This is a genomic window from Chthoniobacter flavus Ellin428, from assembly GCF_000173075.1.
Lineage (GTDB): Bacteria > Verrucomicrobiota > Verrucomicrobiia > Chthoniobacterales > Chthoniobacteraceae > Chthoniobacter > Chthoniobacter flavus.
In genome coordinates this window covers 45157-66912 of record NZ_ABVL01000032.1, presented here as the reverse complement: position 1 = coordinate 66912, position 21756 = coordinate 45157, and the positions used below count along the sequence as shown (strand labels likewise).

Annotated in this window: 19 protein-coding genes; 4 read left to right on the top strand and 15 right to left on the bottom strand. The window is 59.7% G+C overall.

The window, feature by feature from the left end; genetic code table 11:
• Window positions 1-279: 279 nt before the first annotated feature.
• Complete coding sequence (locus CFE428DRAFT_RS29290) at window positions 280-1434, top strand: serine hydrolase domain-containing protein (protein WP_006983342.1); 1155 nt, start codon at window positions 280-282, stop codon at window positions 1432-1434.
• Here CFE428DRAFT_RS29290 and CFE428DRAFT_RS29285 read toward each other — a convergent pair.
• From CFE428DRAFT_RS29285 to CFE428DRAFT_RS29260, 6 genes are all read right to left on the bottom strand, one after another.
• Window positions 1424-2797, bottom strand: a complete 1374-nt coding sequence (locus CFE428DRAFT_RS29285; RefSeq protein ID WP_083805400.1) for a restriction endonuclease — start codon at window positions 2795-2797, stop codon at window positions 1424-1426. The genes CFE428DRAFT_RS29290 and CFE428DRAFT_RS29285 overlap by 11 nt on opposite strands.
• A 179-nt stretch (window positions 2798-2976) precedes the next feature.
• Complete coding sequence (locus CFE428DRAFT_RS29280) at window positions 2977-3387, bottom strand: type IV pilus secretin PilQ (RefSeq protein ID WP_006983340.1); 411 nt, start codon at window positions 3385-3387, stop codon at window positions 2977-2979.
• Between the two features lie 938 nt (window positions 3388-4325).
• Window positions 4326-5045, bottom strand: a complete 720-nt coding sequence (locus CFE428DRAFT_RS29275) for a PEP-CTERM sorting domain-containing protein (protein ID WP_006983338.1) — start codon at window positions 5043-5045, stop codon at window positions 4326-4328.
• A 482-nt stretch (window positions 5046-5527) separates the two neighbouring features.
• The gene (locus CFE428DRAFT_RS29270) at window positions 5528-6466 is read right to left on the bottom strand and encodes an aldo/keto reductase (RefSeq protein WP_006983337.1); all 939 of its coding nucleotides are present in this window, start codon (window positions 6464-6466) and stop codon (window positions 5528-5530) included.
• Window positions 6467-6683: 217 nt separating this feature from the next.
• On the bottom strand, window positions 6684-7226 hold the full coding sequence (locus tag CFE428DRAFT_RS29265; protein ID WP_006983336.1) for a LabA-like NYN domain-containing protein: 543 nt from the start codon (window positions 7224-7226) through the stop codon (window positions 6684-6686).
• 103 nt (window positions 7227-7329) lie between these two features.
• Entirely contained in the window at window positions 7330-7755 is a 426-nt protein-coding gene (locus CFE428DRAFT_RS29260) for a hypothetical protein (protein ID WP_006983335.1), read from the bottom strand.
• Between the two features lie 667 nt (window positions 7756-8422).
• Here CFE428DRAFT_RS29260 and CFE428DRAFT_RS37970 point away from each other — a divergent pair.
• Together CFE428DRAFT_RS37970 and CFE428DRAFT_RS41445 are read left to right on the top strand one after the other, a co-directional pair.
• Entirely contained in the window at window positions 8423-8563 is a 141-nt protein-coding gene (locus CFE428DRAFT_RS37970) for a lmo0937 family membrane protein (RefSeq protein WP_006983333.1), read from the top strand.
• A 599-nt stretch (window positions 8564-9162) separates the two neighbouring features.
• The gene (locus CFE428DRAFT_RS41445) at window positions 9163-9363 is read left to right on the top strand and encodes a DUF2934 domain-containing protein (protein ID WP_083805399.1); all 201 of its coding nucleotides are present in this window, start codon (window positions 9163-9165) and stop codon (window positions 9361-9363) included.
• A 169-nt stretch (window positions 9364-9532) separates the two neighbouring features.
• Here CFE428DRAFT_RS41445 and CFE428DRAFT_RS29250 read toward each other — a convergent pair whose 3' ends face one another.
• From CFE428DRAFT_RS29250 to CFE428DRAFT_RS29200, 9 genes are all read right to left on the bottom strand, one after another.
• Window positions 9533-9823, bottom strand: a complete 291-nt coding sequence (locus CFE428DRAFT_RS29250; protein ID WP_042726050.1) for a hypothetical protein — start codon at window positions 9821-9823, stop codon at window positions 9533-9535.
• 270 nt (window positions 9824-10093) lie between these two features.
• Entirely contained in the window at window positions 10094-10288 is a 195-nt protein-coding gene (locus tag CFE428DRAFT_RS41440; RefSeq protein WP_420196902.1) for a YgaP family membrane protein, read from the bottom strand.
• 348 nt (window positions 10289-10636) lie between these two features.
• The gene (locus CFE428DRAFT_RS29240; RefSeq protein ID WP_131989334.1) at window positions 10637-11485 is read right to left on the bottom strand and encodes a PDZ domain-containing protein; all 849 of its coding nucleotides are present in this window, start codon (window positions 11483-11485) and stop codon (window positions 10637-10639) included.
• 731 nt (window positions 11486-12216) lie between these two features.
• Window positions 12217-13302, bottom strand: coding sequence for a M42 family metallopeptidase (locus tag CFE428DRAFT_RS29230; protein ID WP_006983328.1), 1086 nt, complete (start codon window positions 13300-13302; stop codon window positions 12217-12219).
• 242 nt (window positions 13303-13544) lie between these two features.
• The gene (locus tag CFE428DRAFT_RS29225; protein WP_237705579.1) at window positions 13545-14627 is read right to left on the bottom strand and encodes a hypothetical protein; all 1083 of its coding nucleotides are present in this window, start codon (window positions 14625-14627) and stop codon (window positions 13545-13547) included.
• Window positions 14624-17179, bottom strand: coding sequence for a DUF7133 domain-containing protein (locus CFE428DRAFT_RS29215; RefSeq protein WP_006983326.1), 2556 nt, complete (start codon window positions 17177-17179; stop codon window positions 14624-14626). The genes CFE428DRAFT_RS29225 and CFE428DRAFT_RS29215 overlap by 4 nt, the downstream gene beginning before the upstream one ends.
• A gap of 23 nt (window positions 17180-17202) precedes the next feature.
• Window positions 17203-18120: a Gfo/Idh/MocA family oxidoreductase gene (locus CFE428DRAFT_RS29210; protein WP_006983325.1), complete on the bottom strand. Its 918-nt coding sequence runs from the start codon at window positions 18118-18120 to the stop codon at window positions 17203-17205.
• Between the two features lie 361 nt (window positions 18121-18481).
• The gene (locus CFE428DRAFT_RS29205; RefSeq protein WP_042726045.1) at window positions 18482-19414 is read right to left on the bottom strand and encodes a sugar phosphate isomerase/epimerase family protein; all 933 of its coding nucleotides are present in this window, start codon (window positions 19412-19414) and stop codon (window positions 18482-18484) included.
• A 243-nt stretch (window positions 19415-19657) separates the two neighbouring features.
• Window positions 19658-20281 carry a TetR/AcrR family transcriptional regulator gene (locus tag CFE428DRAFT_RS29200; RefSeq protein WP_006983323.1) on the bottom strand — a complete coding sequence of 208 codons (624 nt, stop codon included), beginning with the start codon at window positions 20279-20281 and terminating at the stop codon, window positions 19658-19660.
• A 122-nt stretch (window positions 20282-20403) separates the two neighbouring features.
• Here CFE428DRAFT_RS29200 and CFE428DRAFT_RS29195 point away from each other — a divergent pair, with 122 nt between their 5' ends.
• Window positions 20404-21606 carry a metallophosphoesterase gene (locus CFE428DRAFT_RS29195; protein WP_006983322.1) on the top strand — a complete coding sequence of 401 codons (1203 nt, stop codon included), beginning with the start codon at window positions 20404-20406 and terminating at the stop codon, window positions 21604-21606.
• Window positions 21607-21756 lie beyond the last annotated feature (150 nt).

Genomic DNA, 21756 nt, shown 5'->3' with positions numbered 1-21756 from the left:
GTGATGTCTGCTCAACCGTACGGCTCCGCACGAAAACCCTCGGAAATTGGAGGTCCTTCGACTCCGCCCATGCTTCCCCGCTTCGCTCAGGATGACATGTTTTTTTCGAGCGCTTCGCGCATCCCCCACAGAGCGCTCTTTGATATCAGCGACTTGCGTCCCGCAAACAACAATCCCGTTCCAGTTTCACACCGCTTGATGTTATCCAGAAATGATCCGCCAACCGTTTCATCGCAGCACTTCGTCCGAAACATTCGCTGCGTTTCCTCTCACCCCCCTATGATCCAACTCCCCCGCTCCTTCATTTCCGCGGCAACCATCATGTGCTTGTTTGCTCTCGCGAACACCTTGCCAGCCGCCGAGAAGTCCGCGGAGATCTGGAAATCCGCGCCGCCCGAGAGCCAGGGTTTCTCCTCGACCAAGCTCGACGCGGTGCGCAGTGGCCTCGCCGCCCAGCATACCAAAGCCTTCCTGGTCATCCGCAACGACACCATCGTTTGCGAATGGTATGCGCCCGATTTTTCCGCGGAACAAAAGCATGGCTCAGCGTCACTGGCCAAGGCCTTGGTCGGCGGCATGTCATTTGCCGTGGCGATGAGCGATGGCCGCATCGCGTTGGATGACCCCGCGAGCAAGTTCATCCCGCAATGGCGCGATGATTCTCGCAAATCGCGTATCACCCTGCGGCAACTTGGCTCACACACTTCCGGGATCGAAGACGCGGAAGATGGCGATCAACCGCACAACCAACTCACCGGTTGGAAAGGCGACTTCTGGAAACGCCTCGCGGTGCCGAATGATCCCTTCACCCTGGCCCGCGACCGAGCCCCGTTGATCTTCAATCCCGGCCAGAAAATGGAATACAGCAACCCGGGCATCGCCCTGATGACCTATTGCGTGACTGCCGCCCTGTGGAACGCGCCGCAAAAGGACATCCGCTCGCTACTGCGCGAACGGATCATGAAACCGATCGGTGTTTCCGAGAAGGACTGGTCGGTCGGCTACGGCCAGACGGTGGAGGTCGACGGCCTGCCCCTGGTGTCGTCGTGGGGCGGCGGCGCATACACCGCGCGAGCCGCAGCGCGCCTCGGCCGGCTGATGTTGCGCGGTGGCGATTGGGATGGACAACGCCTCCTCGACGCCAATGCCGTTCGCCAGACGACTTCCGATGCGGGCACGCCCGGTCCGTGCGGCATGGGCTGGTGGAGCAATAACGAGGACGACTTTCCCAAGATGCCCCGCGATGCCTTTTTCGGGTCGGGCGCCGGGCACCAGATCGTGTTGGTCATCCCGAGCTTAAAGATCATCGCTGTCCGCTTCGGCGACGCCATGCCCACGCCGTCCCACGAACCCCACGCCTTTCATGAAGCGTACCGGCAGTTTCTCTTCGATCCGCTAATGGACGCGCTGAGCGATCGACCGATTACGCCGTGAGCTCTTCCGCCGGCTGATCGGTGTTTTTCGCCGCAGGAGGAGGCGTCGCCTTTTGATATTTGCGCGCACAGCGTCGGCCGCGGCAATCGGGCCGCTGGCTGCAGACCCACACGGAGCCATTGCTCGCATTGACCAAATCCATGGCCGCTTCGCACGCCGGGCAGGTCGGCGGCGTGAGTTGCACCTTGCCCATCAACTTCGGAGCCCATTCCGATACCGCGAGCAAATCTTCCTCCGGGTTCTCACGCGCCGCGGTGATCAAGGCATCGAGCGTGCGCGCATTGATCACCGTAATGCCTTTGCTCTTCGCAAAATTGCGCGCGTCCCAGCTAAAGCCACACGAGGCGACATACAGACCGCGCGTCAGATTGGCGACGAGCATCGCCTCGTGCAATTCGCGCACGCGCTCCACGGGGATTCGGTGATCCTGGCTCTGCTTTTTGCATTGCACGAGAATCCGCTCCGCTTTCCGGGCGAGAGTAAAATCGCCGCCGCGTCCACCGCTCAGGCCCGAGGACATCGACACGCGATAACCCTGGCGCTGATAAATGAGCGCCACCAGCATTTCGAAATCTTCCGTCGAAAGCGTATGCACGGCGTACTGCATGTCGTACGGCTCGGATTCCGCCGGGTTCTGGAGGGATTCCAGCGAGGGCAAAAAGTCGCCCTCCATCCCTCCACGATTCCGGACGCGATGGACGAGGAACATCCCGAGCAGCACCACGGGCACCAACATGAACTCCAGCGAGTTGGCTTTTACCTGGTTCCAAAGCCTGGTCAGCACCGTCGTCTGGGCATTGTTCAAGCTCGGCGCCGAAGGCATCTCGAGCGACGGCATTCCAGCGGGGATGCCCGCGGGCATGCCGTTTTTGGCGGCAAGCTTGGCCACTCGTGCCGCCTGCGCAGGATTTGCCGCGGCTGCGCCGGGTTGCGCATTGGCCGCATTGGCCCCAGCAGTCGTGCTGGCCGCGCCCGGAGTGGCCGCACCAGTCGCCGCGTCCTTGCCGAGAAGCGGATCTTTCCCGCCGGAAGAAGACGCATCCGCCGGGCTCACCATTTCGATGCCCAGCTCCTTCATATCCTCGCCATTGCGCCCGGCATACAGCTTATCGCTCAACTCACCCGCCAGTTGCTTGCGGCTGGCCTGTCCCGTGAAGAGCTTGATCGCACTTTTGAAAACCGTGGTCATCAAGTCCGCCTCTTCGGAGGAGAATTTGACGTCCTTCATTTGCTCACTCACCGGCTGCAGCCCATTTTTTTGCAAAATGTAGCGTTGGCCATAGCGCAACACCGTCCCTAGGACCAGGACCATGACCACCATCATCACGGCCTTCATCAGTAGTTTTCGCAAGAGTCGCAACATCACAGCAATGAGACAGCACGATGTGGGCCCACAGGTCAAGGAATCACGTGGTATCACGTAATTTTTTATGCCTAGCTAACAAGGGTGTTCGTCCGTCGAAATACGGATTTCCCTCGATGCGTTCCCGCCACCTGCCCGGTCCGCAAGGGTGCCCCAGAACGTCCCGCTGCGGGGACAGCTCAGTCACTCTTTTCCCGAGCCGGCACCGGTTGATCCACAAAATCGAGAAACTCCTTGATCGCCTCCACATTCGAACGGGACTCGACATAGAAAATTGTATTGGTCCGCTCGTCCACCGAAGGCTCGACGCCTGAGCGGAGCTGCCGGAGGAGAAGCTTTTTCACATCGGCCGCGTGCGCATGGCGGAAAGTGTATCGTCCGCGTTCCGTCGGTTCCGGTGCACGCTCCTCCGAGGTCTTCACATAGAGGGTGTCTCCTCCTTGATCCAGGATCAGCCCTTTCGCCGTCACGATGATATCGATGGCCGTTCGCGGCGAAGTTTCCGGATCGACTGTCATGGTCAACGAGCCCTGCACCCGATCACTCATCACCAGCCTGACGCCCGCCGCTTTCGCCAGCCGCTGGAGCATTGCACGGAGGTCCCCGGTTTCGAAGGTGGTTTGATCACCAGCGGGAGCGGGTGCCGCGGGTTTCAATTCCAAAACCGGTACCGGGGGGCGCCCCGCGATTAGGGCGTGCTCTCCGCGAGGCATGAATTGAAGGGCGAGATAAGTGGCTGCGCTGCCCAAAGCCAAACCGCCCACGAATAGAAAGATGTCTCTACGATTCACGGAGAATACTCCTTGAGGTCTCCCTGTTCCGGGTCGCCAGTTCAATGCTGGAAAGGGCATGGCCTCCGATAGAGACTTTCAAAATGATGAGGGCGGCAGAAAACGCTGAACTGGATGGATCCGCGTGGACATCCTTCGTGTCGGCACGGGAGATCCGGGCGTTCGTCTCCGAGAGAATCGTAAAACTGACGATCCAGCTCTCTCCTGATTCGCTCGGCTTCGTCCCTGCGAGCCCGTAGTTCCTCTTCCGATAGTGGTGGGTGGGATCCCGGCTGCCACGGTTCTTCCTCCAGTTTGGCAAGGTCCCCGGCAGCAAGCGTTTTCCACAATTGGAAAGCCTTCGACCGCGGCACCTGGGTGAGGTGACGTGGTTCGCCATCACTTTCGGGATTCTCGTACGTAACCAGCGATTTCGCAGAAATCGAAAGCGTCCAGCCCGTTTCGTGAGTGAGCCAGCAATCCGGATGCTCCACATCTTCCATGTCCAACTCGCCCAATATCTCCCGCATGCGCTGATCCGTCGGCCCGTTCTCCGAGTCTCCCCACCGCGTGACAACGTGGTAACTCATATCAGCTCGGCGTCTTCCAACGGCATTCGCATCGCACTTGGAAAATCCGCACTCTTCAACCTCTTTCGGAGAGCTGACCCTCTTCGGGAAGAGCGAGGAAACGTGTATCGACGATACTCGATCCTTCAGCGAGCGACATCGTCGAGAGATGTGTTTCGTCCTTTTCCTCTAGGCGCGGCGGCGCCGGCAGAATAAGGCGCCCAAGGCACAAGTGAGAAGCGCTGCCGTTCCCGGCTCCGGGACCGTGGAGGTCTGTCGGAGTTGGAAGGCGTTTAAACCGCCGGGCGCGTTAAATTGAATCGCCTCAGTCGATCCATCGGCCACAAAAGTGCCGATGTCGTACTGTCCCAAACCTCCGATCGCGCTTGTCGTATTGGTATTCAGGGTGACGCTGTTACCCGCGGTCGCTGTGATGGCCTGATTGCTATTAGCGCCCGAGTTGTTCTCCCAAAACTCAAACTGATATGTGGCGCCAGTCGCCAACCCCGTGAGGGTCAGAGTCGTCGGATAAATTCCAAATTCTCCCAACGCCCAGGTCCAGATCACGTCCCGGTAATTGGCTGAGAGCTGAATGAACGGCGCCAGGCTGGACCCCGTCGCGGACTCGACGAAAGAAGTCGAGGGCGACGTAGCAATGCTGCCTCCTGCAAAAGAAAGTGTCGACGCACTACCAGAAGCTGGAACACCGGTAAAAGGAACACCATTGGCCACGGTACCTGAAACATCAAACTGCACCGCAGTGACGAGTGTCCCTCCGGTGCTGACATCGGTGTCGCCGCTAATATTTGTCGGAGCGCCCCAAGTAATCGTGGCCGCATGAGCGATCTGAGGCACGCTCGTGAAGAGTACGGCTAGGGACAGGAGGGCAAAAGGAAGGTGTTGTTTCATGCGTGGATGCGAAATGTCATTCCGGTTTCGGGGCCGTCTGCCCAAGCAACATTCAATCAAAACCAACGCGGAATGTTCGCCCTGCATACCGCTGTGATCGCCGCAACGGAAGTATATTTTTTTCCCGCTGCGCCCCCTCGCATCGCTCTCAGGAGTTGGCCTCGTTTCCAACACTGCCGTCCCCAGTCTCAGACGAGACGCGCGCTCGAATTCGCTCCTGAACCGTTAGCTCCCTCCAAAGTGAAAAGCTAAGTCGAAGAAAGATCTGACCATTCCGTTTGACGACGAAATAGTCTCGTTTTTAAAATGGTAACCTTTTCCCGTCCAGCTAGCTGAGATCCTCCCACGGAACGAACAGCCGGCCGTAAAACAAGCGAAATTAAAATCCGCGTCTGCATCGGGACTGACTGGCCAATGCACCTAACGTATCTTTCCGCTTTTCGCGCAACCTAGTCGATCGGCACCTCATATTTCTCCAAGACCTACTTTCCTCGAGGAATGAACCCAGGAACACCCGTCTGCACGACGGAGTTGAATCTGGTCCGCGTCTGGATTCCGTTGATCTCCCGCATGGCGTCCTCCGGAAGCGTGGAGACGTCAAAGTTTTCCGCAAGCCGACTCGGGGTCTTGGTGGTGGTCAGGAGCGCCGTTCCGCGTTGGATCGCCCACGCCAGCACGACTTGGGCGGGAGTTTTGCCCACCCGCTGGGCAATCGCAGTGACGACCGGGTCCGCCAGCACGTTGGGCTCGCTATTGTGTCCCAAGGGGGCGAAAGCCTGCAGAACGATTCCATTCTTTCGGCAGTAATCCAGGAGCTCCCATTCCGGGAGGTAGGGATGGGATTCGAGATGCACCACCGCCGGCTTGATGGTCGCGGCGGCAAATATCTCCTGCACGCTTTCCAGCCCGACGTCGGATAATCCAATCGCTTTGCACTTCCCCTCGTTCACCAACTCCTCCAGTGCCCTCCAGGTATCCAACAGCTTCACCTCCCGGTCGTAGATCACATTGCCATTCGCGTCCCTCGGGTCCGGCTCGTCTCCGGGTTGAAAGGCATAAGGAGTGTGAATGAGATAGAGATCGAGATAGTCGAGCTGCAGTTTCTTGAGGCTGGCTTCGAAGGCCGGTTTGACGAGCTCGGGACGATGATTGGTGTTCCAGAGCTTCGTGGCGACAAACACCTCCTCCCGCCGAATCTTGCCGGTCTTGAACACCTCCTCCATCGCTTCGCCGACCTCTTTCTCCGTCTGATAACGTTCCGCCGTGTCGAGCGCACGGAATCCCGACTCCAGCGCGGCCTTGGTCGCATTTTTGGTGGCGACGGGATCGGGAATGAGCGTTCCGAAACCGAGCGCGGGCATCGCACCGGACCCGTTGTTCAGCGGCAACTTCGTGTAGCGTAGATTATCAGCTTCGATCATAATCTTTGTCCTCCGCGAATGGGAGGTTCACAGTCGACCCTCGGTGGGCGAAGTCAACGCATCTTGAGCCGCGAGAAACGAGTGACTGCTACTTCAGTGCTGCGCTGAGTAGCTCCTTGTCATTGCCGGGGGGCGATAGGGGTCTACATAGCAGCGCAGCCGCCTCATACTGCGCAGGCTCGCTAAATCCCGCTCCGCCTGACTTTTTCACCGGCTCTCAGGCGAGGGAGTCAAAACTCGCCAGCAACGGACCCAAGTCGATGATTCCATTGGCCGACGTTTTGAGTCCCGCGCCCAACGTGTGAGCGACCGACGCTGCTTCAACACGAATTCCACGGCGCCGTAGCCGAAGCGCAAGCTCGGCGAAATCGGCATCTCCGGTGACCAGAATCACTACGTCGGGCTGCATCTCCGTTGAAAGCTCCACGCCATCAATGGCCATGAGAACATCGACGTTGGCCTTGTAATGCGATTCATCGGCTGGCGAACCATCTTTGGACACGACCAAAAAACCGTTGGAGCGAAGCCAGAACACGAACTTGTTCTTTTTGTCCCGCTCGGCCTGCCACTCGGGCATCGCCGGCGGCAAACCAACATAGACGACCATCTCCAGGAGTTCGCGTCCGTTGACCAAATGGTCGCGCAGCTTGAGCCAATCCAATTTGCGGTTGGTGACTTTCGCGGCACTGGTCACGTTGGATTCATCGACAAGAATCAGGACACGCCGCTGCGGTGCTAGGTCAGTAACAGTGCGTTTCATTGCTCGGTCATGCAGGAGTCGGCTTCCGCCCTCAAGCGCACCATCCGCACGCAGATGATCGCGTCGGGGAGGATTGGTTTATTCTGTAAGCTGCCGCCATTCTTCAGCGGTAGCGGCCGTAATGGTGGAATCCACCGACATAAGGTCCATAGGCTCCATACCAACCCATGGCCAGGTTAGGATTCATCGCGACAGCTTCGTATTCCTGCTGGGCGACCTGGTGCTGCACGGCAAGCTTCTGATATTCAGCATAGTTGGCCTGATCACCCACATAGGCGATGCCGTCCCGCTCGTCCTTATAGGCATAGAAAGTCTTTCCATTGTAAGTGACTCGCTCAACTTGGTAAGCGGGGATGGCCGCGTAGAGTTCATGTTGCTTGGGGGTGGACGGCGCGTGCGTGCGAAAACCGGCCTCGTCCAGAAGCTTCTTTGTGCCAGAAGATCCGAGGCTCGCGCAGCCAGCCAGATTGGAGAGCGCAAGGGAGGCAATGAGCAGCGGTAGACGGTAGCGGAGGAATTTCAGATTCATGTTTCTGGGTCGTTCTTTGGTTTTGCCGGTGAATTCGCCACCGCCTGTCAGGTGGCAGGCGAGTCTCTCTTACAACCGAAAGTGGCGAGTCACTGAAATGAGCTCCGCTTTCGGAGCCTTCCAAGTCTTCATCTTCTCCAATTCGGGACGTAAACGCGCAGGATCATATCGGAATCTCCGGTAACTGCACCAATATTCCGGGAACTCACCCACCACACAACACCGGATTGGGCCACGATATGGAAGGAAACCGAATTCGCCGTCTACATGGTCGGTTTCCTGGTCCTCTGGGTCCTGGTCTGGGAAGTGGTGCGTAGGAAGGCGCTTCGGCGCGTCCATGATGCCCGAATACCCCCCCGTCCTGACGCTGAAGGAACAAGCGACCCGCGTGGGACTCAGCGTCCGAACAATGGCCCAATGGCGTGAGTGGAAAATCGCGACGGTCCGCTTCAACGACCAAAATCAACTCGCCGGAGCCGAACCGCGAGTTGCCGGGCCATTCACTGCCACGAAAGATTCTGACGCGTCCCCGCAAAGCGCATCAGACCAAAGTCCGATCGGCCCGGAGCGTGGCGCGGAATAAGGGAACTCCTCATTTTTGCCGGCCGTTTTTCGCTGGAATCGCACCACATGCGCTCGAAGGTGAAGCGATTCGCGAATAGTGAGTATGCTTCTCGTAATCGGAATCCTTCTTCTTCTTCTCTGGGGCGGTGGTCTCGCTTTTCGCGTCGCAGGGGGCCTCATTCACATCCTTCTTATCATCGCGCTAATCGTGATCATCATGAACTTCGTCGGAGCGCGCGGCTGAAACGAATGCCGGTCGGAAACAAGGCGATTCCGGCCTCGGAGATACTCCCGAACCTCAGCATGCAGAGCGCCTACGGGACGAGAACGAACTCCCTGGCTTCACTATCTCTGGTCATCCGGTCGAGCTCCTGATGTCGCTTGGGACACCTATTGTGCCACCCGAGACCTCAGTCGCTAACCGCTTCGGCAAAAACCTCGACCAGTCAGCGTTGAGAGCCAGTCGCTAATTGAAGTAGAGAGCCTTTCAAGGCTACCGCCAGAGGACGGCAGTGCACCAAGTCGGTTTGAGATGGAAGGAGGAATTGATATAGGGGTGGCCCCTGATTCAGTGCTGGCGGAACGCAGCTTCGCTTATGAAGTCCGAATCTTGAGTATGAAGTCGAATTGCCACTCAGCGCCTCGTCGCGGTCTTCAAAAACTTTTGAGCACCGATCGCTCCTCAAAATCGGCCTCGCATGACACCTTCCCACCTGCCCCCCTTCATGACTTGGTGACGCCACGTCGAAAAGCTCGTGAAGAGCCCCTCGGCCTCTTGGAATTACTGGCCGGCTTCCCCTGAATTCCGACAACCCTTCCACTAACAGAAACCATCATACTCATATGTCGCAGCAAGATCTACATCCCTCACCCGACGAAGTCGGCGCCTTGGCAAAACTCTTTTGGGAGGAGGAAGGGCACCCCGAAGGGCGGGCCATGGAACACTGGCATCGCGCCGAAAACGAACTGCGCCGGAGAGTGATTGAGCGAATGGCAGCAGCCACTGCTTCGCCAAACCCACCGGCGATACAAGGTCTCTCCTGAGCCCATCTCTTCGTTTCAGGCAGTCGGCGAGCCCCGCTAAAGCAGGCCAGGGCCGGGTAGCCCGCTACGCGCGAACATCCTTGCCATCAGCGGCGAAGAATGGGCCACCGCGGCCGCTTGCTAAATCGCGGTTCCAATTGCACACACGCACCGGATGAACTTGGCGGTGTCAGGCGCATGACCGTTGTATCTCCATTGTACCGCTGACAGGATCGACATCCAGGCTGGCGCAGAAGTCGCCGGATTCCGCAAACCGGAGGGTGAAATGAACCTTGCGGTCCGTAGAAACGGAACTGGTGAGCTGTAGGCCAAACCGCTTGAGCTTGCGATTTTCCAATCGGCTAATCGCCAGACGAAATTGCTCAGAGCTTAATTGCCCACCCGAAAGCCACCGCGCCATGTCGCTCAGTTCCCCCGATATTTCGTGGCAAACTTGGTCAGGTGAAGCTTTATCTTGCATGGCGGTCAAAGAGTTTCCCTTCTGAATCGCCCAGTTGTTCCCGGTCGGTCTTGCTTCACGCCACGAGCGTCATTGGAATTCCTCGTAAGTTTCCTCCGCACATGAACAGCTTCCTTTCTTCGAGGAAAATGAATCAATGGCGGCAAGTGGGAACACCACGACCGCAAACACGCTAACCGGGTGAGTATTCAAGATAATTGGATCGGCGACTCTCGTGTACCCTCTTTGTCCGGCGCTTCCAGGCGGCCCGGAGTGATTGCCAGCCCGCGCTCATCCCTTGACGTGCCGACGGTCCACCCCAAGCTGCCGATACCACTCGCATTGCCCCCGCATGCCTCGCTGAACGAGGGCGACTCCTGCGGCAACCAAGAGCAATTTACCAATCCTGCCGCCGACAAGGGCCACACCAACCAAGATCGCACCGACGAGGCCGGAGACGATCCGTTCATTATCAGAGATGTTCATATCGAGGTCTTTTCTCAGTTCCTGGACAACTGGAGCGTCGGCGAATGGCTGGTAGGTGAGAGACATAGAATTGTACTTAAGCTTCGCGTGAAGGCCGGTGACTGGGCGTGTTCTCGGTTCCGGCGACAGGCCACAGAAATGAAAAACGCCCCCCCATTTCGGGAGACAGAGGTCAGTCAACAAATTGACTGACCTCCATCTCCTTTTGTCCCGTGCGCCGCCAGTCGCGGGTGATTTGGTTCTCTTCCCGAGTCCTCCCGAAAACACCGCAATTTCGCCACGAGGTTACGAAAACGGGTTAAGAATCGAGAACCGGCGCCATGTCCGCACGTTCGAATGCACGCGGAATTATTTAGGAAGATCGACCGAAAAAATTCGTTTGGCGCGGGTGATTGTCAGCGTGTCCACCCCTTCACTGTCGACGCGCTTAAGTTCAAGGCGAATTTGGGTTCCTGGGGCGCCCTGCAAGGCATGAATCAGTTCGAACGGGGTCTTCATTCCCGCGGTGGATTTCCCGTCTACGGATATAATATAGCCGCCGGATTTGATACCGGCATCTGCGGCGGGGCTTTTTAGAATGACGCTGAGAATGCTGCGAAAGTCCCCGCCTGGCACTTGCTTCGTAGTTCCAATAACCACTCCGACAAACCCGCGCTCCTCGAAGCCTATCAACGGAGCCGCGCCTGCAGACTTCTCAATCACTTTCGCGGATTTCAGGTCCACCTGCATTTGGTGCGGCAGATGCGAATAGATAGCGGGGTCGAGCCCGAGACCAATCACCAACATGCCGCTCTCCTTTCCGAGGCAAGTAATCCCTGTAGCATTGACCAAACATATCGGACCTGGGAATAGCCCCGCATGAGGATTCTGGGGGCGAATATCGATCCATATGTCATCCGCTATCAATTCGCCTCCGATAGTCGAGAAAGTAGTCGGAGCGCTATAGTGGACGTTCAGGAATGAGTCTTTCCTGATTTCCGCGACAGGACGCAGAACCGACGCATCGAACCCTTCGGGGTGATTCAGAGAATTGAAATTCGCGCTTCGCACGATAGCTTCAATCTTTTGAATAACTCTTTGAGACTCTTCCGCATCGAGAGGGATCGCCTGGCCGCTTCGTTGGAACGTCAGAGATGCCTCTGCGGCAAAACAGGCACTGCCGAAGAAAGCCATCGCTAAAGCGACATAGAGATTCACCGCGTCTCGTGTGAACATGTTGAACGCATTTCGTCCAGCCTCGGAATGGAGTCAAGCAAACCGGGATGATGGTTGGTTCGGTCATCTTGATGTATGGCACGGCTATCCTGACATTATTGCGGATGAAGCGCCGGCGGCGGAAAAGCGGGCTCGCCTGCCTCTCGTGCAGCAAACCGCTCACTCTCGTCCCCGCCCAGATCGCCGTGGCAACGGGCATCTGCTGTCACTGCGGCGGAAGCATCTTTTCCGGCAAGTCGACCGTTGCACCTCAAAGCCGACCTCAGGGCGCCTTCTCTGTGGATCGGGAAGCTTGAAAGAGAGTCTTCGGGGTACCGTCAAACTCCGGCTTAAAGCACCAGTAGTGCCCATCATCCGACTTTATATGGAGGCGGCCGCATTCCGGGCACTGATACATCGTTCGTTGCCCCTTCGGAATGACGATTGGCCAAACCAGAGCATCTTGCTGCAAAATGTCAGCTGGCACAGGACGCTCCATGAGGCGTTCGATGGCGGCGAACACGGCGTCGCGTGACTGATCAGGCCACGAATATGCTTTGTACGGTATATCGGTTGTCGAATCGGAGATCACGTGGTCACATTGGCAGTGGAACTTCATGGGATGTAGCGATCTAACATGGTAACAAAGTGAAGGTTTGCGATGGGCATACAGCCAGATACCAAGCGCTAACTTCAGATAGCACGCGGACTCCGATGCGCGAAGGCGATTTTACCTACAGCCGCACCGAGAAGTCATCACGCTCATTCACCGACTCCACAAAAGCGGTTAGCAGTGAGATGGTTTTCTCCACATCGGCGAGGTCGGCCATTTCCACGACGCTGTGCATGTAGCGCAGCGGCAGCGAAACCAGCGCGCTCGGGATGCCTTCGCGGACGGTGAAAATCACATCGGTATCGGTGCCGCTGTACCGGCTGCTGCTTTCGTGCTGGATCGGGATCTTCTCGCCGCTGGCGACCTGCAGCAACCGCTCAATCACTTTCGGATGATTACTCGTGCCATGGGTCACCGTAGGCCCCGCGCCTAGTTTGACGTCGCCGTGGACCGCAGGCTCGATGCCGGGAGTGTCCGTGGCATGCGTGACATCGAGCACGATGCACACATCGGGATTCAGCCGGTAAGCCGCCATCCTCGCGCCATGGCCCCCGATCTCTTCCTGCACCGCATTGACCGCGATCACCGTAGAGTTGGGCTTCTGGCGGCCTTTCTTCACCAACCGGGCGAGAACCTGCGCGATGATGAATCCGCCGAGGCGATTGTCGAGGGCGCGGCCCACAATCCGTCCATCGCCAAATTCCTCCGCGCCGTCGGCATACACCGCGGGAATGCCCACTCGGAGACCGAGTTTCGCCACTTCCTCCGCACTGGAAGCGCCGACATCGACGTACAGTTCATGAATCTTCGGCGCCTTCTCTTCGTTCAACCCATCTTTGCGCAGGTGAATGGCGGTATTGCCGATAATGCCCGCCACGGGCCCATTCGTCCCGAGAAAACGAATCCGCCGTCCGCGCGCCGTGGCGTGATCGCTGCCCCCCACGCGATCCAGCCGGAGGAATCCCTCCTTGGTGATCTGCTTCACGATGAAGCCGATCTCATCGGCATGGGCCTCGAGCATCACGCGCTTCGCCTTCTTCCCGCGGCCCACGACCGTCGCCCAGGCGGTCCCGTAAGCGTCGTTCTCCACGCGATCGGCAAACCCGCGAGCGTAATCCGCCCAGACGCGCTGTCCGGCCGTTTCCCAACCGGTCGGACTGGGAGTGTTGAGCAGTTTGAAGAGAAATTCGCGAGTCTTGGGATCCATTGGGGAGGTAGAAAGGGATGAAGTCAGAAGGAGGCTGACTTGGGAAGAAGTGGATTCTGAAAACCATAGAGAAACAGGAGGAGGCATTCAACAAACCCCGACCGAAAGCGCGGTCCTCGCGGTCCTCGCGTGTTGCAACGGATCGCGATCGCCGATCACGGCGCGGATGCGCTTGATGGTTTCTGCAACTGAATCTCCGCCCCCCTGTTCGAGAGCGCCGCACCAGCAGGCCTTCATCAGCACTACCAGGTAATCACCAGATCGAAATCACCGGCTCCTGACGCACGATCTTCAAGTTTAATTACAAGCTTCAGACCATTCGCCTCCGCAGGCTGCTCGAGGATGTTCGCGGATCCCCGCGATTTGGTGAGCTTGGCAGAAACGGTCTTTCCATTGAAAGGCATGAGGGGCGAGCCGAATTTGAAATCCTCGGAAATCCCATTGTTGAAGGCCGCGGTCCATTTGCGACCATTGACCGTGATTCGTTCTGCCGGAGCGCTGCCTCTGGAATCGAGGAACATCTTTCCGTCTTGAATGACGATCCATGCGACGGAATCGATCCTGGCCTTGAAGTCGATGCGGTGAATACCTGTGGCAGTAGCTTCAGCAACGAACGGCTTGGGAGTCGCCGGAGGCGGAGCCGGTTTCGGCGTTGCAGGCTGGGCCACTTTCGGAACCGGAGGAATATCGGCCTTGGGGGCCGGCGGGAGAGAGTCCAGCTTTGTGCCAACCAGCTCTCTTTTCTTCCAGCCGACGACCTTTGTCCCCTGGGGCTTGAGCGGCAATTCAAACCGCTCTTCGTAGTTTCGAAATTTAAGCACAATCGTCTGGTCGACTACCGACCAAGTTCCCGGCCCCGCATCCGACGAAGTGAAGGTGCCATCTTTATTGATGGTGCGAGTAGCCTCCCATCCATTCTTGGGCCACCGAACCTTCCATTCGCCTACCAGCTCCTTAGCCAGTTCCATATCCACCGATCCACTTCCGCTGGTCGCTGCCGACGTTGCAGTGGAGGGGCGATGGCAGAACTCGATCTTGGGCAGTCGCACCACCGCACTAGCAGCACACGAGAGGCAAATTCTCCTGACCATATTAAGCGTCAGCTTGTGGCGGCGCTTGCGATAAATCAAACCCGCAATGCGCCGGTCCCCTTCACGTTCCCTCGGCAGCACCTTTTGGAAATGGAAGAAAAGAGCGAAAGAATGACCACGATGTATTTCGGCTAGTGTGCAGCCTAAAGGGCGGAAATGACGTATTTTGCCGAGCAATAGAGGGTCAGCCAACAATTCTCCCCAGGCTAAAGAAACCGCCCCGTCTCTGCTCACTTTGCCGGGATCGCGAGCAGCTCCGGTTGCGTCCAGGCATCGTGACGGTCGGCGATCGCGGCGCGGATGCGCTTGACGGTTTCTGCCTCGACCGGCGGGGCCGTGTGGCCCCATTCGCGGCGGAGATAGGTGAAGATGGCGGCCAGGGATGAATCGTCGAGCGCTCCCCAAGGGGGCATGTCCAACCGGTACTTTCGGTTGGCGACCTGGATCGGGCCGCGCACCCCATTGATCGCGATGCGCGCGAGACGTTCGACGGGACCATTGACCCACTCGGAATCGACGAGCGGCGGCGCGAGGCCTTCGAGTCCAAGTCCATGCGGCTGGTGGCACGCGGCGCAAGTCCCGGTGAAGAGTAGTTTGCCCTGCTCGAAACGCTGTTGCTGCTCCGCCGTGAGCGGCTCGACCGGCACTTCGACGGCGCCCGGTTTGCCCGGCCAGGTGAACACCGGTGCAGCCTTCCCGAGTGCAGTTTGCAGCGTTTTATTCGACGATTGCTGGAGCCTGGCGAACGCGGCCGGCTCGGCGCCGAGTTTCATCGGGCGGCGCGCCGTGACCACGGGCGTACTGGCCAGGCCGTTCAGCAACGCGACCTGGCGGGAGAGATTCTGCGCCGGCTGCCCGGCGATGGCGTTGAGCAGTCGCTCGATACGTTCGGGATTGCGCTCGGCGAGCACGCAACCGGCGAGGCCCGCGAGCACCGCGTCGTCGGCCTTGTCCGGCTCTCCGGCGAGGAGTGCTTCGGCCAATTCCAATTCGCGGCCGCCCACGCCGGTCAGCAGGGCATCGCGCAGGAAGGCACTATCGGCAGCGCGCCGAGCGAGCGCCGCCATGGCGAGGTCGGCGGCATGATCCCGCGCTTCCCCCAGCGAGAGGACGAGCTGCAACTGCACTTCGGGCGACGACTCGGTGCGCGTGAGCGCGACCCACTTCGTCAGCACTGCGGAGCGATCGCTCCCGTCGAGCAGGTTCTCGCTGACCTGCAACGCGGCGACCCGCACCCGCGGATCGGCATCCTCGAGCGCGTGTCCCGCGACCGGCCACGTCGTCCGTCGCAAGCCATCGAGCGTCCACAGCGCGTGCAGCCGGCCCATCGGCTCCGTTCCTTCCGCGGCCAGTTTTTCCAGCGCCGGCACGACGGAGACATCGCCGCGCTCGACGAGCAAGCGCTGCGCGGTCTCGCGCCACCACTGGTTGGGATGCGAAAGATGCGCGACCCATTGCGCGGGCATTTCTTTCGACATCTGCGGCCTTGGCTGCGGCGGTGCGTTTTCCGGGACGATGCGCCAGATGCGGCCTTGGGGGGCGGACGGCTTATCGAGGCCGCGCGCCCGCACCTGGTCTTCGAGATATTTCGACACCGAAATGCGGTGCTCGATGATCCCGTGATACATGTCGCACACATAGAGCGCGCCGTCGGGGCCGGTGGTGATGTTCACCGGACGAAAGCGCTCGTCGGTGGAAGCGAGGAACTCGCTCCGGTCGTAGGCCTCGCGGGCCGTGAGCCTGCCCTTCTCGGCGGTGACAATGTCTCGCTTGATGAGATTGCCCGCTGGTTCGCAGACAAACGCATTGCCGAGGAAGGCCGCCGGGAAAAGATTGGCGCGATAAATCCACGGCGCGCAGGCGGCGGTGAACTCCATCAACTTGTTGTCGCGCAACATCTCGGGCACGTATCCGCGATTGATGCCGGGGGTGACGTGAGCCGGCCACACGAATTCATCGTGGGCCACGTTCACACTGCGGCCGCCCGGGCGCGGGTAGTGGAGGTTGCGGTTGAGATAGCGCGCGGGAATCATCTGGGCGCCGAGCTGCGCGCTGTTCGAGTTGTAGAAGAGGTGGCCCCAGTCGTCCTGGCTCAGGCCCCACTCGCCCAGGGCGTTGGCCACACCGCGCTCCCACTGCCCGTCATGCCAGCGAAACTTTCCTGCGTAGTGCCCGATATGGATCCAATTATCGAAGCCCCAGAGCGGATTGTTCGGCTGATTCTCCGGCTCGCCCATGGCGATGTTTTTAGGATCGGGGGCAAAGCCGAAATCCCGGGCGAGCTCGACCTTCTCGTCGGCGTGCCCGTTGCCCTTGGTGTCCCGGCAAAACCAGAGATACGGCGGCGCGCCGATGAGCGCGCCATCGCGCACGAGAGTGATCGCGCGCGGCATGACGAGGCCGTCGAGAAAGACCGTGCTCTTGTCGAAGTGCCCGTCGCCCTTGGTGTCCGTGAGCACGGAGACGCGGCCAATGGGGTTGTCTTCGCCGGTGCCTGCGAGATTGGGCATGAAGGCGCGCATCTCCACGACCCACAGGCGGCCATCCGGATCGAATTGCAGGGCCACGGGGCGCTCGACCATCGGCTCGCTGGCGACGAGTTCCACGCGAATGCCTGGCGCCAGGTGAAACGATTTGAGTTCATCTTCCGGCGAAAGCGCGGGCGACGGCGGCACCAGTTCCGGAGGAATAATTTGCACCTGCGGGCGATTGTAGGCGCTCGATGGCGGGGCAGCCGAGGCGGCGCCGGCCACCAACATCAGGGCGAACAGGGGGGCGTTCTTCATAAGTCTAGTGGATGGAACCCGGTTCACTCCTTCAGCTTAGCGGCAGCCTCGGCCTTCGCTTTCGCGAGCACGTCGGCGAGCGCCACGGGCGCGCCGTTTTGCCGCTTACTCTCGTCGGCGGCTTCCATGAACGCAAAAATTTCGATCGTTTCCTCGGCACTGACCGGCGCCGTGCCGCTCTTGAAGAACTTCGCAATCTCACGGCAGAGATCGTTGTAATCGCCGGCTTTCGCCACCGGCAGGATCGCGTTGGCGCCGAAGACCATCGCGCCCATGGACGCCTTGCCCTTGCGAATGCCGCGATAGGCGCCGACGCGCCCATCCTTCCACACGCCGGTGACGTAATCCACCTGCGGGCTCACCGCGCGGGTGACCGTCTGGCAACCGGTGCCCATGAGCGTGTAGAGCGGCTCGACGCCATGAATGCCGTAGAAAAAGAGGTCGGGCATACCGGGGGAAGCCGAGCAAGGTCCCCACGTCGCCGCGCCGGTGACGGCACCGAGCTCCGCGCTGTGGCGCAGGCCCTGGATCTCCGCGCCAAAGCGCAGCGACGAGCTGGAAAACACCGGCACGTGGTGCTGCTTCGCCAGTTCGAAAATCACAATCGCGTCGGCGAGCGAACCGGCGACCGGCTTGTCGATCCAGAGCGGTTTGCCGGCCTTGATGACCTGCGTCGCCTCCTGGAGGTGAATCCGCCCATCCACGCTCTCGAGCATCACGACGTCGACTTTTTCGAGCAGCTGGGGAATCGAGTCCACGATCTCGACGCCCTTCGCGCGAATGGCCTCGGTGAACTTCGCCACCCGGTCCTTGCTCGCCGGCAGATCCGTGCCGCCGGGATAGCCGGCGACGACCTTGATGCCGGCGACGTCCCCCTCGGCCTTCGGATTATTCAAGATGCCGACGAACGCCGGCACATGCGACGTGTCGAGGCCGATCATTCCAGCCCGGATCGTTTTGGAGGAAGAATCCTGCGCACGAATTGAAACGCAAAGGGCGAAAAAACTCAGCGAGGTGAGGACAAAGTGTTTCATCATCGAGAATGGTTTGGGGGGCGCCGCCTCGAGGCCGACGGCGAATTCGAGAAACGCGGACGACTGCTCGTTCGACTCGGACAGGGTGAGGACGATTCCTCCATTTCACCGTCAGTGATCCCGTCTTCTTTTGAGGCAAACCTCCTTAGAGACTGTGAAAAAGTGCCCGCGAATTACGCGAATGACACAAATGGGCGTATTTTTCATTGGCGTCATCTGTGTGATTCGCGGGCCAAATAATCTCGCTGCCGCTTTATTTCACAGTCTCTTAGGCCAGCGCCTCTTTGCAGTACCGGACGCATTTGGCCACTTCGGCGACGGCGTTGGAGCCTTCGGGAATTTTGTACTCCAGCTCGATTTCCGCCGGGAAGGTCCACTTCTCTTTGCGCATCAACTGGAGGACTTCCTTGATCGGGGTCTGGCCCTGGCCCCAGGGCACGTTGCCGCCATCGGCGGTCCGGTCCTTGAGATGCAGGCTGACGATGCGGTCGTGGTACTTCTCGATCACCGGAATGGGCGATAGCCCCTTGGTGCCGGCGACATAGTGGCCGATGTCGAGATTGAAGCCGATATACTTGCCGACCTCGAGAATGGGATCCGGCTTGTCGATCGTGGGAAAGTTGGTCGTGTGATTGTGAAAGCCGACCCAGATCTGGTGCTTCTCGGCGAATGGCGCGACCCGCCGGGCGAGCACATCGTTGCGCTCGGTGGTCACGGCGAAGCAGCCCAGCGCCTTGGCTACCAGGAAGCTGAACTCGATGTCCTCATCCGATGGACCGAAACCCATTTTGTGGATGTGAATGTTGACCCCCGCGTCGTTGTACATTTTACGCAACTCCCGGCATTTGGCGAGTTGCGCATCCCGCTGCGCATCGGTCGGCGGCGGTGGAACCGTGGATAACTCGACCACCGCGGGGGCATTCTTACCCTTGGCACCGGGAATACCGGCGTAGAGTTGGATCGGCCCGCCCATCAACTCGACCTCGCTGATACCGTCGTCGAGCAATGCCTGGAGCGTTTGCTCGGCGGTGGTCGCCATGCTGCGATAGCTGTAAGTGATGCAGCCGATGCGGACGCCGTTGAAGATGGAGTTGGGTTTGGCGGCGGCGGCGAGGGTGCGCCGAGGGAGAGCGAGACAAGCGGCGGCGGCAGCCGCGGTGCCAAGAAATGCGCGCCGGGTGGTGGGGAGGTTGGTGTTCATTTGGAATTTGAATAATCGGAATCGGGGGGACGATGGACGATGCGCAGCCTGCTCCTGCACGGGCGCCGAAAGCAACGCCCAAACGGGGCTGCATTTCAAGGCCCAGAGGGCTGATTGGACATTGGCCTGCATGCCCGTTCATTCCTTTAACCTGGCGGCAGACTCGACCTTAGCTTTCGCGAGCACATCGGCGTAGTAGGCGCCAGGGGGCAGGCGACATATCCTGACAGGCCGTCGCTTTCCTTACCGCCTCACCCGTCCACGCCCAGCGACCCGCGGACGCAAGCCCAAGGTAAGGCGCTCGATGATCTCCCCGATCAAATCATCCAGCGATTCGCCCTTGAACTTGCCATTGGTCGAAAGCGCCACCAATCCCTGTAAGGCCGCAAAGACGACCAGCGCAAAGCGCAGTGGATCCCCGGCGACGACCTCTCCCTTGACCTGTCCCTCGGCAAAGACCGCCAGTGTATGGGCGAGCGCCTTCTCACTGGCCTCCAACAACTCGCGCGGCGCATCTGGACGATGCTTGGCCTCGGACATGAGGACGAGCAGCGCCGGGTGCTTCAGGGCGAAGCTCACATAGGCGCGGCCCAACCTGGTCAGCCGCACATCGAAAGCACCTTCCTCTTTGGCCGCTCGCCCCAGCGTCGCACCGAGCCGCTCGTAACCATGCAGCGCGAGGGCATCGAGCAGAGCCTGTTTGCCGGCAAAGTGACGGCGTGGCGAGGTATGGCTGACCCCCAGTTCCCGGCTGAGTTCGCGCAACGAAAGATTCGAAACGCCACCACTTTCGAGGGCACGCTCCCCCGCGCGGAGCAAGGCTTCGCGCAGACTACCATGATGGTATGGGCGGGGAGACGTTTTCATTGGGGCGGCGGAGCTTACACCGCCGGATAAGAAAGCGCAGCATGTTTCCATTGACAACATTGTTTCCAGCGTCTACATGCCCGGAGCCGCCCGCGAAGGCGGGCGAGGCAAAACACCCACTCATGACTACGTCCGCTTCCGAATTTAACGAACCGCCCGTCTTCTCCCCGGCCGAGTCGGAATCCTCCTCCGCTATTCCTGAAAGGCTGCTGGGCCGGGTGGCCCTGATGGTCACCATCATGTCGACGGTCCTGCTGTCGGCCAACGCCCTGGTCTGCTCCACGCTGAGCCACTTCTTCGGCATTCCTGGGTGGAGCCATTGGCAGATCCTCCCCGCGGCCCTGGCCATCGCCTTCATCGCCACCACCCTTCTCGGCTTTCGTTATTCGAATCCCCTGCTGCGCACCCTCTACACCGTCTCGGCCACCTGGCTGGCGGCTCTGAACTATGCCTTCTTCGCCGCGATCGCCTGCTGGATCGTCGATGGCGCGGCAACCCTCGCCGGCTGGACTTGGCCGCGGTTCGGTATCGCCGTGCTCCTCTTTGGCAGCGCGCTGCTCACCACCCTCTACGGGCTGATCAATGCCTCGTCGCCGCGCGTCACTCGCGTAGTTGTTCCGCTACCGAATCTGCCCGAAGCGTGGGCTGGCCGGACCATGGCGCTGCTCACCGATGTGCACCTCGGCCATCTTTCGGGGCCGGGCTTTCTGCGTCGCATCATCTCCCGTCTTCGCATTCTGCAACCGGATGCCGTCCTGATCAGCGGCGATCTCTTCGATGGCACACCCATCGGCCTGGATCGCCTCGTCGCGCCCTGGCACCGCTTTTCGCCGCCCCGGGGCATTTTCTACGTCACCGGAAATCACGATGAATTCGCGGAGCGCAGCATCTATCTCGATGCCGTCAAACGCACCGGCATCCGGGTGCTGAACAACGAAAAGGTCTCGCTCGACGGCCTGCAAATCGTCGGGGTGCATGATGCGGAAGCCGGCGATCCGGAGCAACTCCGCAGCATCCTGCGTCAGGTCGAGCTCGATGCGCAGCGGCCGAGCATCCTCCTCGCCCACCAGCCGGCAAACCTCGCCGTGGCGGAAGAAGAAGGCATCTCGCTCCAGCTTTCGGGCCACACCCACGGCGGCCAGTTCTGGCCCTGGATCTACTTCGTATCGCGGATTTATGGTCCCTTTGCTTACGGCTTGAGCCGATTGGGCAAGCTTCTCGTCTTCACCAGCAACGGTGTTGGCACCTGGGGCCCGCCGGTCCGCGTGGGCACCAAATCCGAGATCGTGCTCTTCCGCTTCGTCCGGGAAATGTCGGCGAGTTGAGTACCTTCAAGTCGCGTCGCATTGGCTCGGCTCAGAATCGCTCAAGTCACCGTCTTGCCGGGAGATTTCGGCGGGTGGCATCACAAGTAATGAATGACCGGCGCGGTTTTCCCAGCGAGAACCTTCGAACCGGCGTGCTCAGCTGTTTTC

Excerpts from the sequence above, each read along its gene's own strand:
- CFE428DRAFT_RS29290 (WP_006983342.1), top strand. The coding sequence starts at position 280 with ATGATCCAACTCCCCCGCTCCTTCATTTCCGCGGCAACCATCATGTGC.
- CFE428DRAFT_RS29285 (WP_083805400.1), bottom strand. The coding sequence starts at position 2,797 with ATGTTGCGACTCTTGCGAAAACTACTGATGAAGGCCGTGATGATGGTG.
- CFE428DRAFT_RS29280 (WP_006983340.1), bottom strand. The coding sequence starts at position 3,387 with ATGCTCCAGCGGCTGGCGAAAGCGGCGGGCGTCAGGCTGGTGATGAGT.
- CFE428DRAFT_RS29275 (WP_006983338.1), bottom strand. The coding sequence starts at position 5,045 with ATGAAACAACACCTTCCTTTTGCCCTCCTGTCCCTAGCCGTACTCTTC.
- CFE428DRAFT_RS29270 (WP_006983337.1), bottom strand. The coding sequence starts at position 6,466 with ATGATCGAAGCTGATAATCTACGCTACACGAAGTTGCCGCTGAACAAC.
- CFE428DRAFT_RS29265 (WP_006983336.1), bottom strand. The coding sequence starts at position 7,226 with ATGAAACGCACTGTTACTGACCTAGCACCGCAGCGGCGTGTCCTGATT.
- CFE428DRAFT_RS29260 (WP_006983335.1), bottom strand. The coding sequence starts at position 7,755 with ATGAATCTGAAATTCCTCCGCTACCGTCTACCGCTGCTCATTGCCTCC.
- CFE428DRAFT_RS37970 (WP_006983333.1), top strand. The coding sequence starts at position 8,423 with ATGCTTCTCGTAATCGGAATCCTTCTTCTTCTTCTCTGGGGCGGTGGT.
- CFE428DRAFT_RS41445 (WP_083805399.1), top strand. The coding sequence starts at position 9,163 with ATGTCGCAGCAAGATCTACATCCCTCACCCGACGAAGTCGGCGCCTTG.
- CFE428DRAFT_RS29250 (WP_042726050.1), bottom strand. The coding sequence starts at position 9,823 with ATGCAAGATAAAGCTTCACCTGACCAAGTTTGCCACGAAATATCGGGG.
- CFE428DRAFT_RS41440 (WP_420196902.1), bottom strand. The coding sequence starts at position 10,288 with ATGAACATCTCTGATAATGAACGGATCGTCTCCGGCCTCGTCGGTGCG.
- CFE428DRAFT_RS29230 (WP_006983328.1), bottom strand. The coding sequence starts at position 13,302 with ATGGATCCCAAGACTCGCGAATTTCTCTTCAAACTGCTCAACACTCCC.
- CFE428DRAFT_RS29215 (WP_006983326.1), bottom strand. The coding sequence starts at position 17,179 with ATGAAGAACGCCCCCCTGTTCGCCCTGATGTTGGTGGCCGGCGCCGCC.
- CFE428DRAFT_RS29210 (WP_006983325.1), bottom strand. The coding sequence starts at position 18,120 with ATGATCGGCCTCGACACGTCGCATGTGCCGGCGTTCGTCGGCATCTTG.
- CFE428DRAFT_RS29205 (WP_042726045.1), bottom strand. The coding sequence starts at position 19,414 with ATGAACACCAACCTCCCCACCACCCGGCGCGCATTTCTTGGCACCGCG.
- CFE428DRAFT_RS29200 (WP_006983323.1), bottom strand. The coding sequence starts at position 20,281 with ATGAAAACGTCTCCCCGCCCATACCATCATGGTAGTCTGCGCGAAGCC.
- CFE428DRAFT_RS29195 (WP_006983322.1), top strand. The coding sequence starts at position 20,404 with ATGACTACGTCCGCTTCCGAATTTAACGAACCGCCCGTCTTCTCCCCG.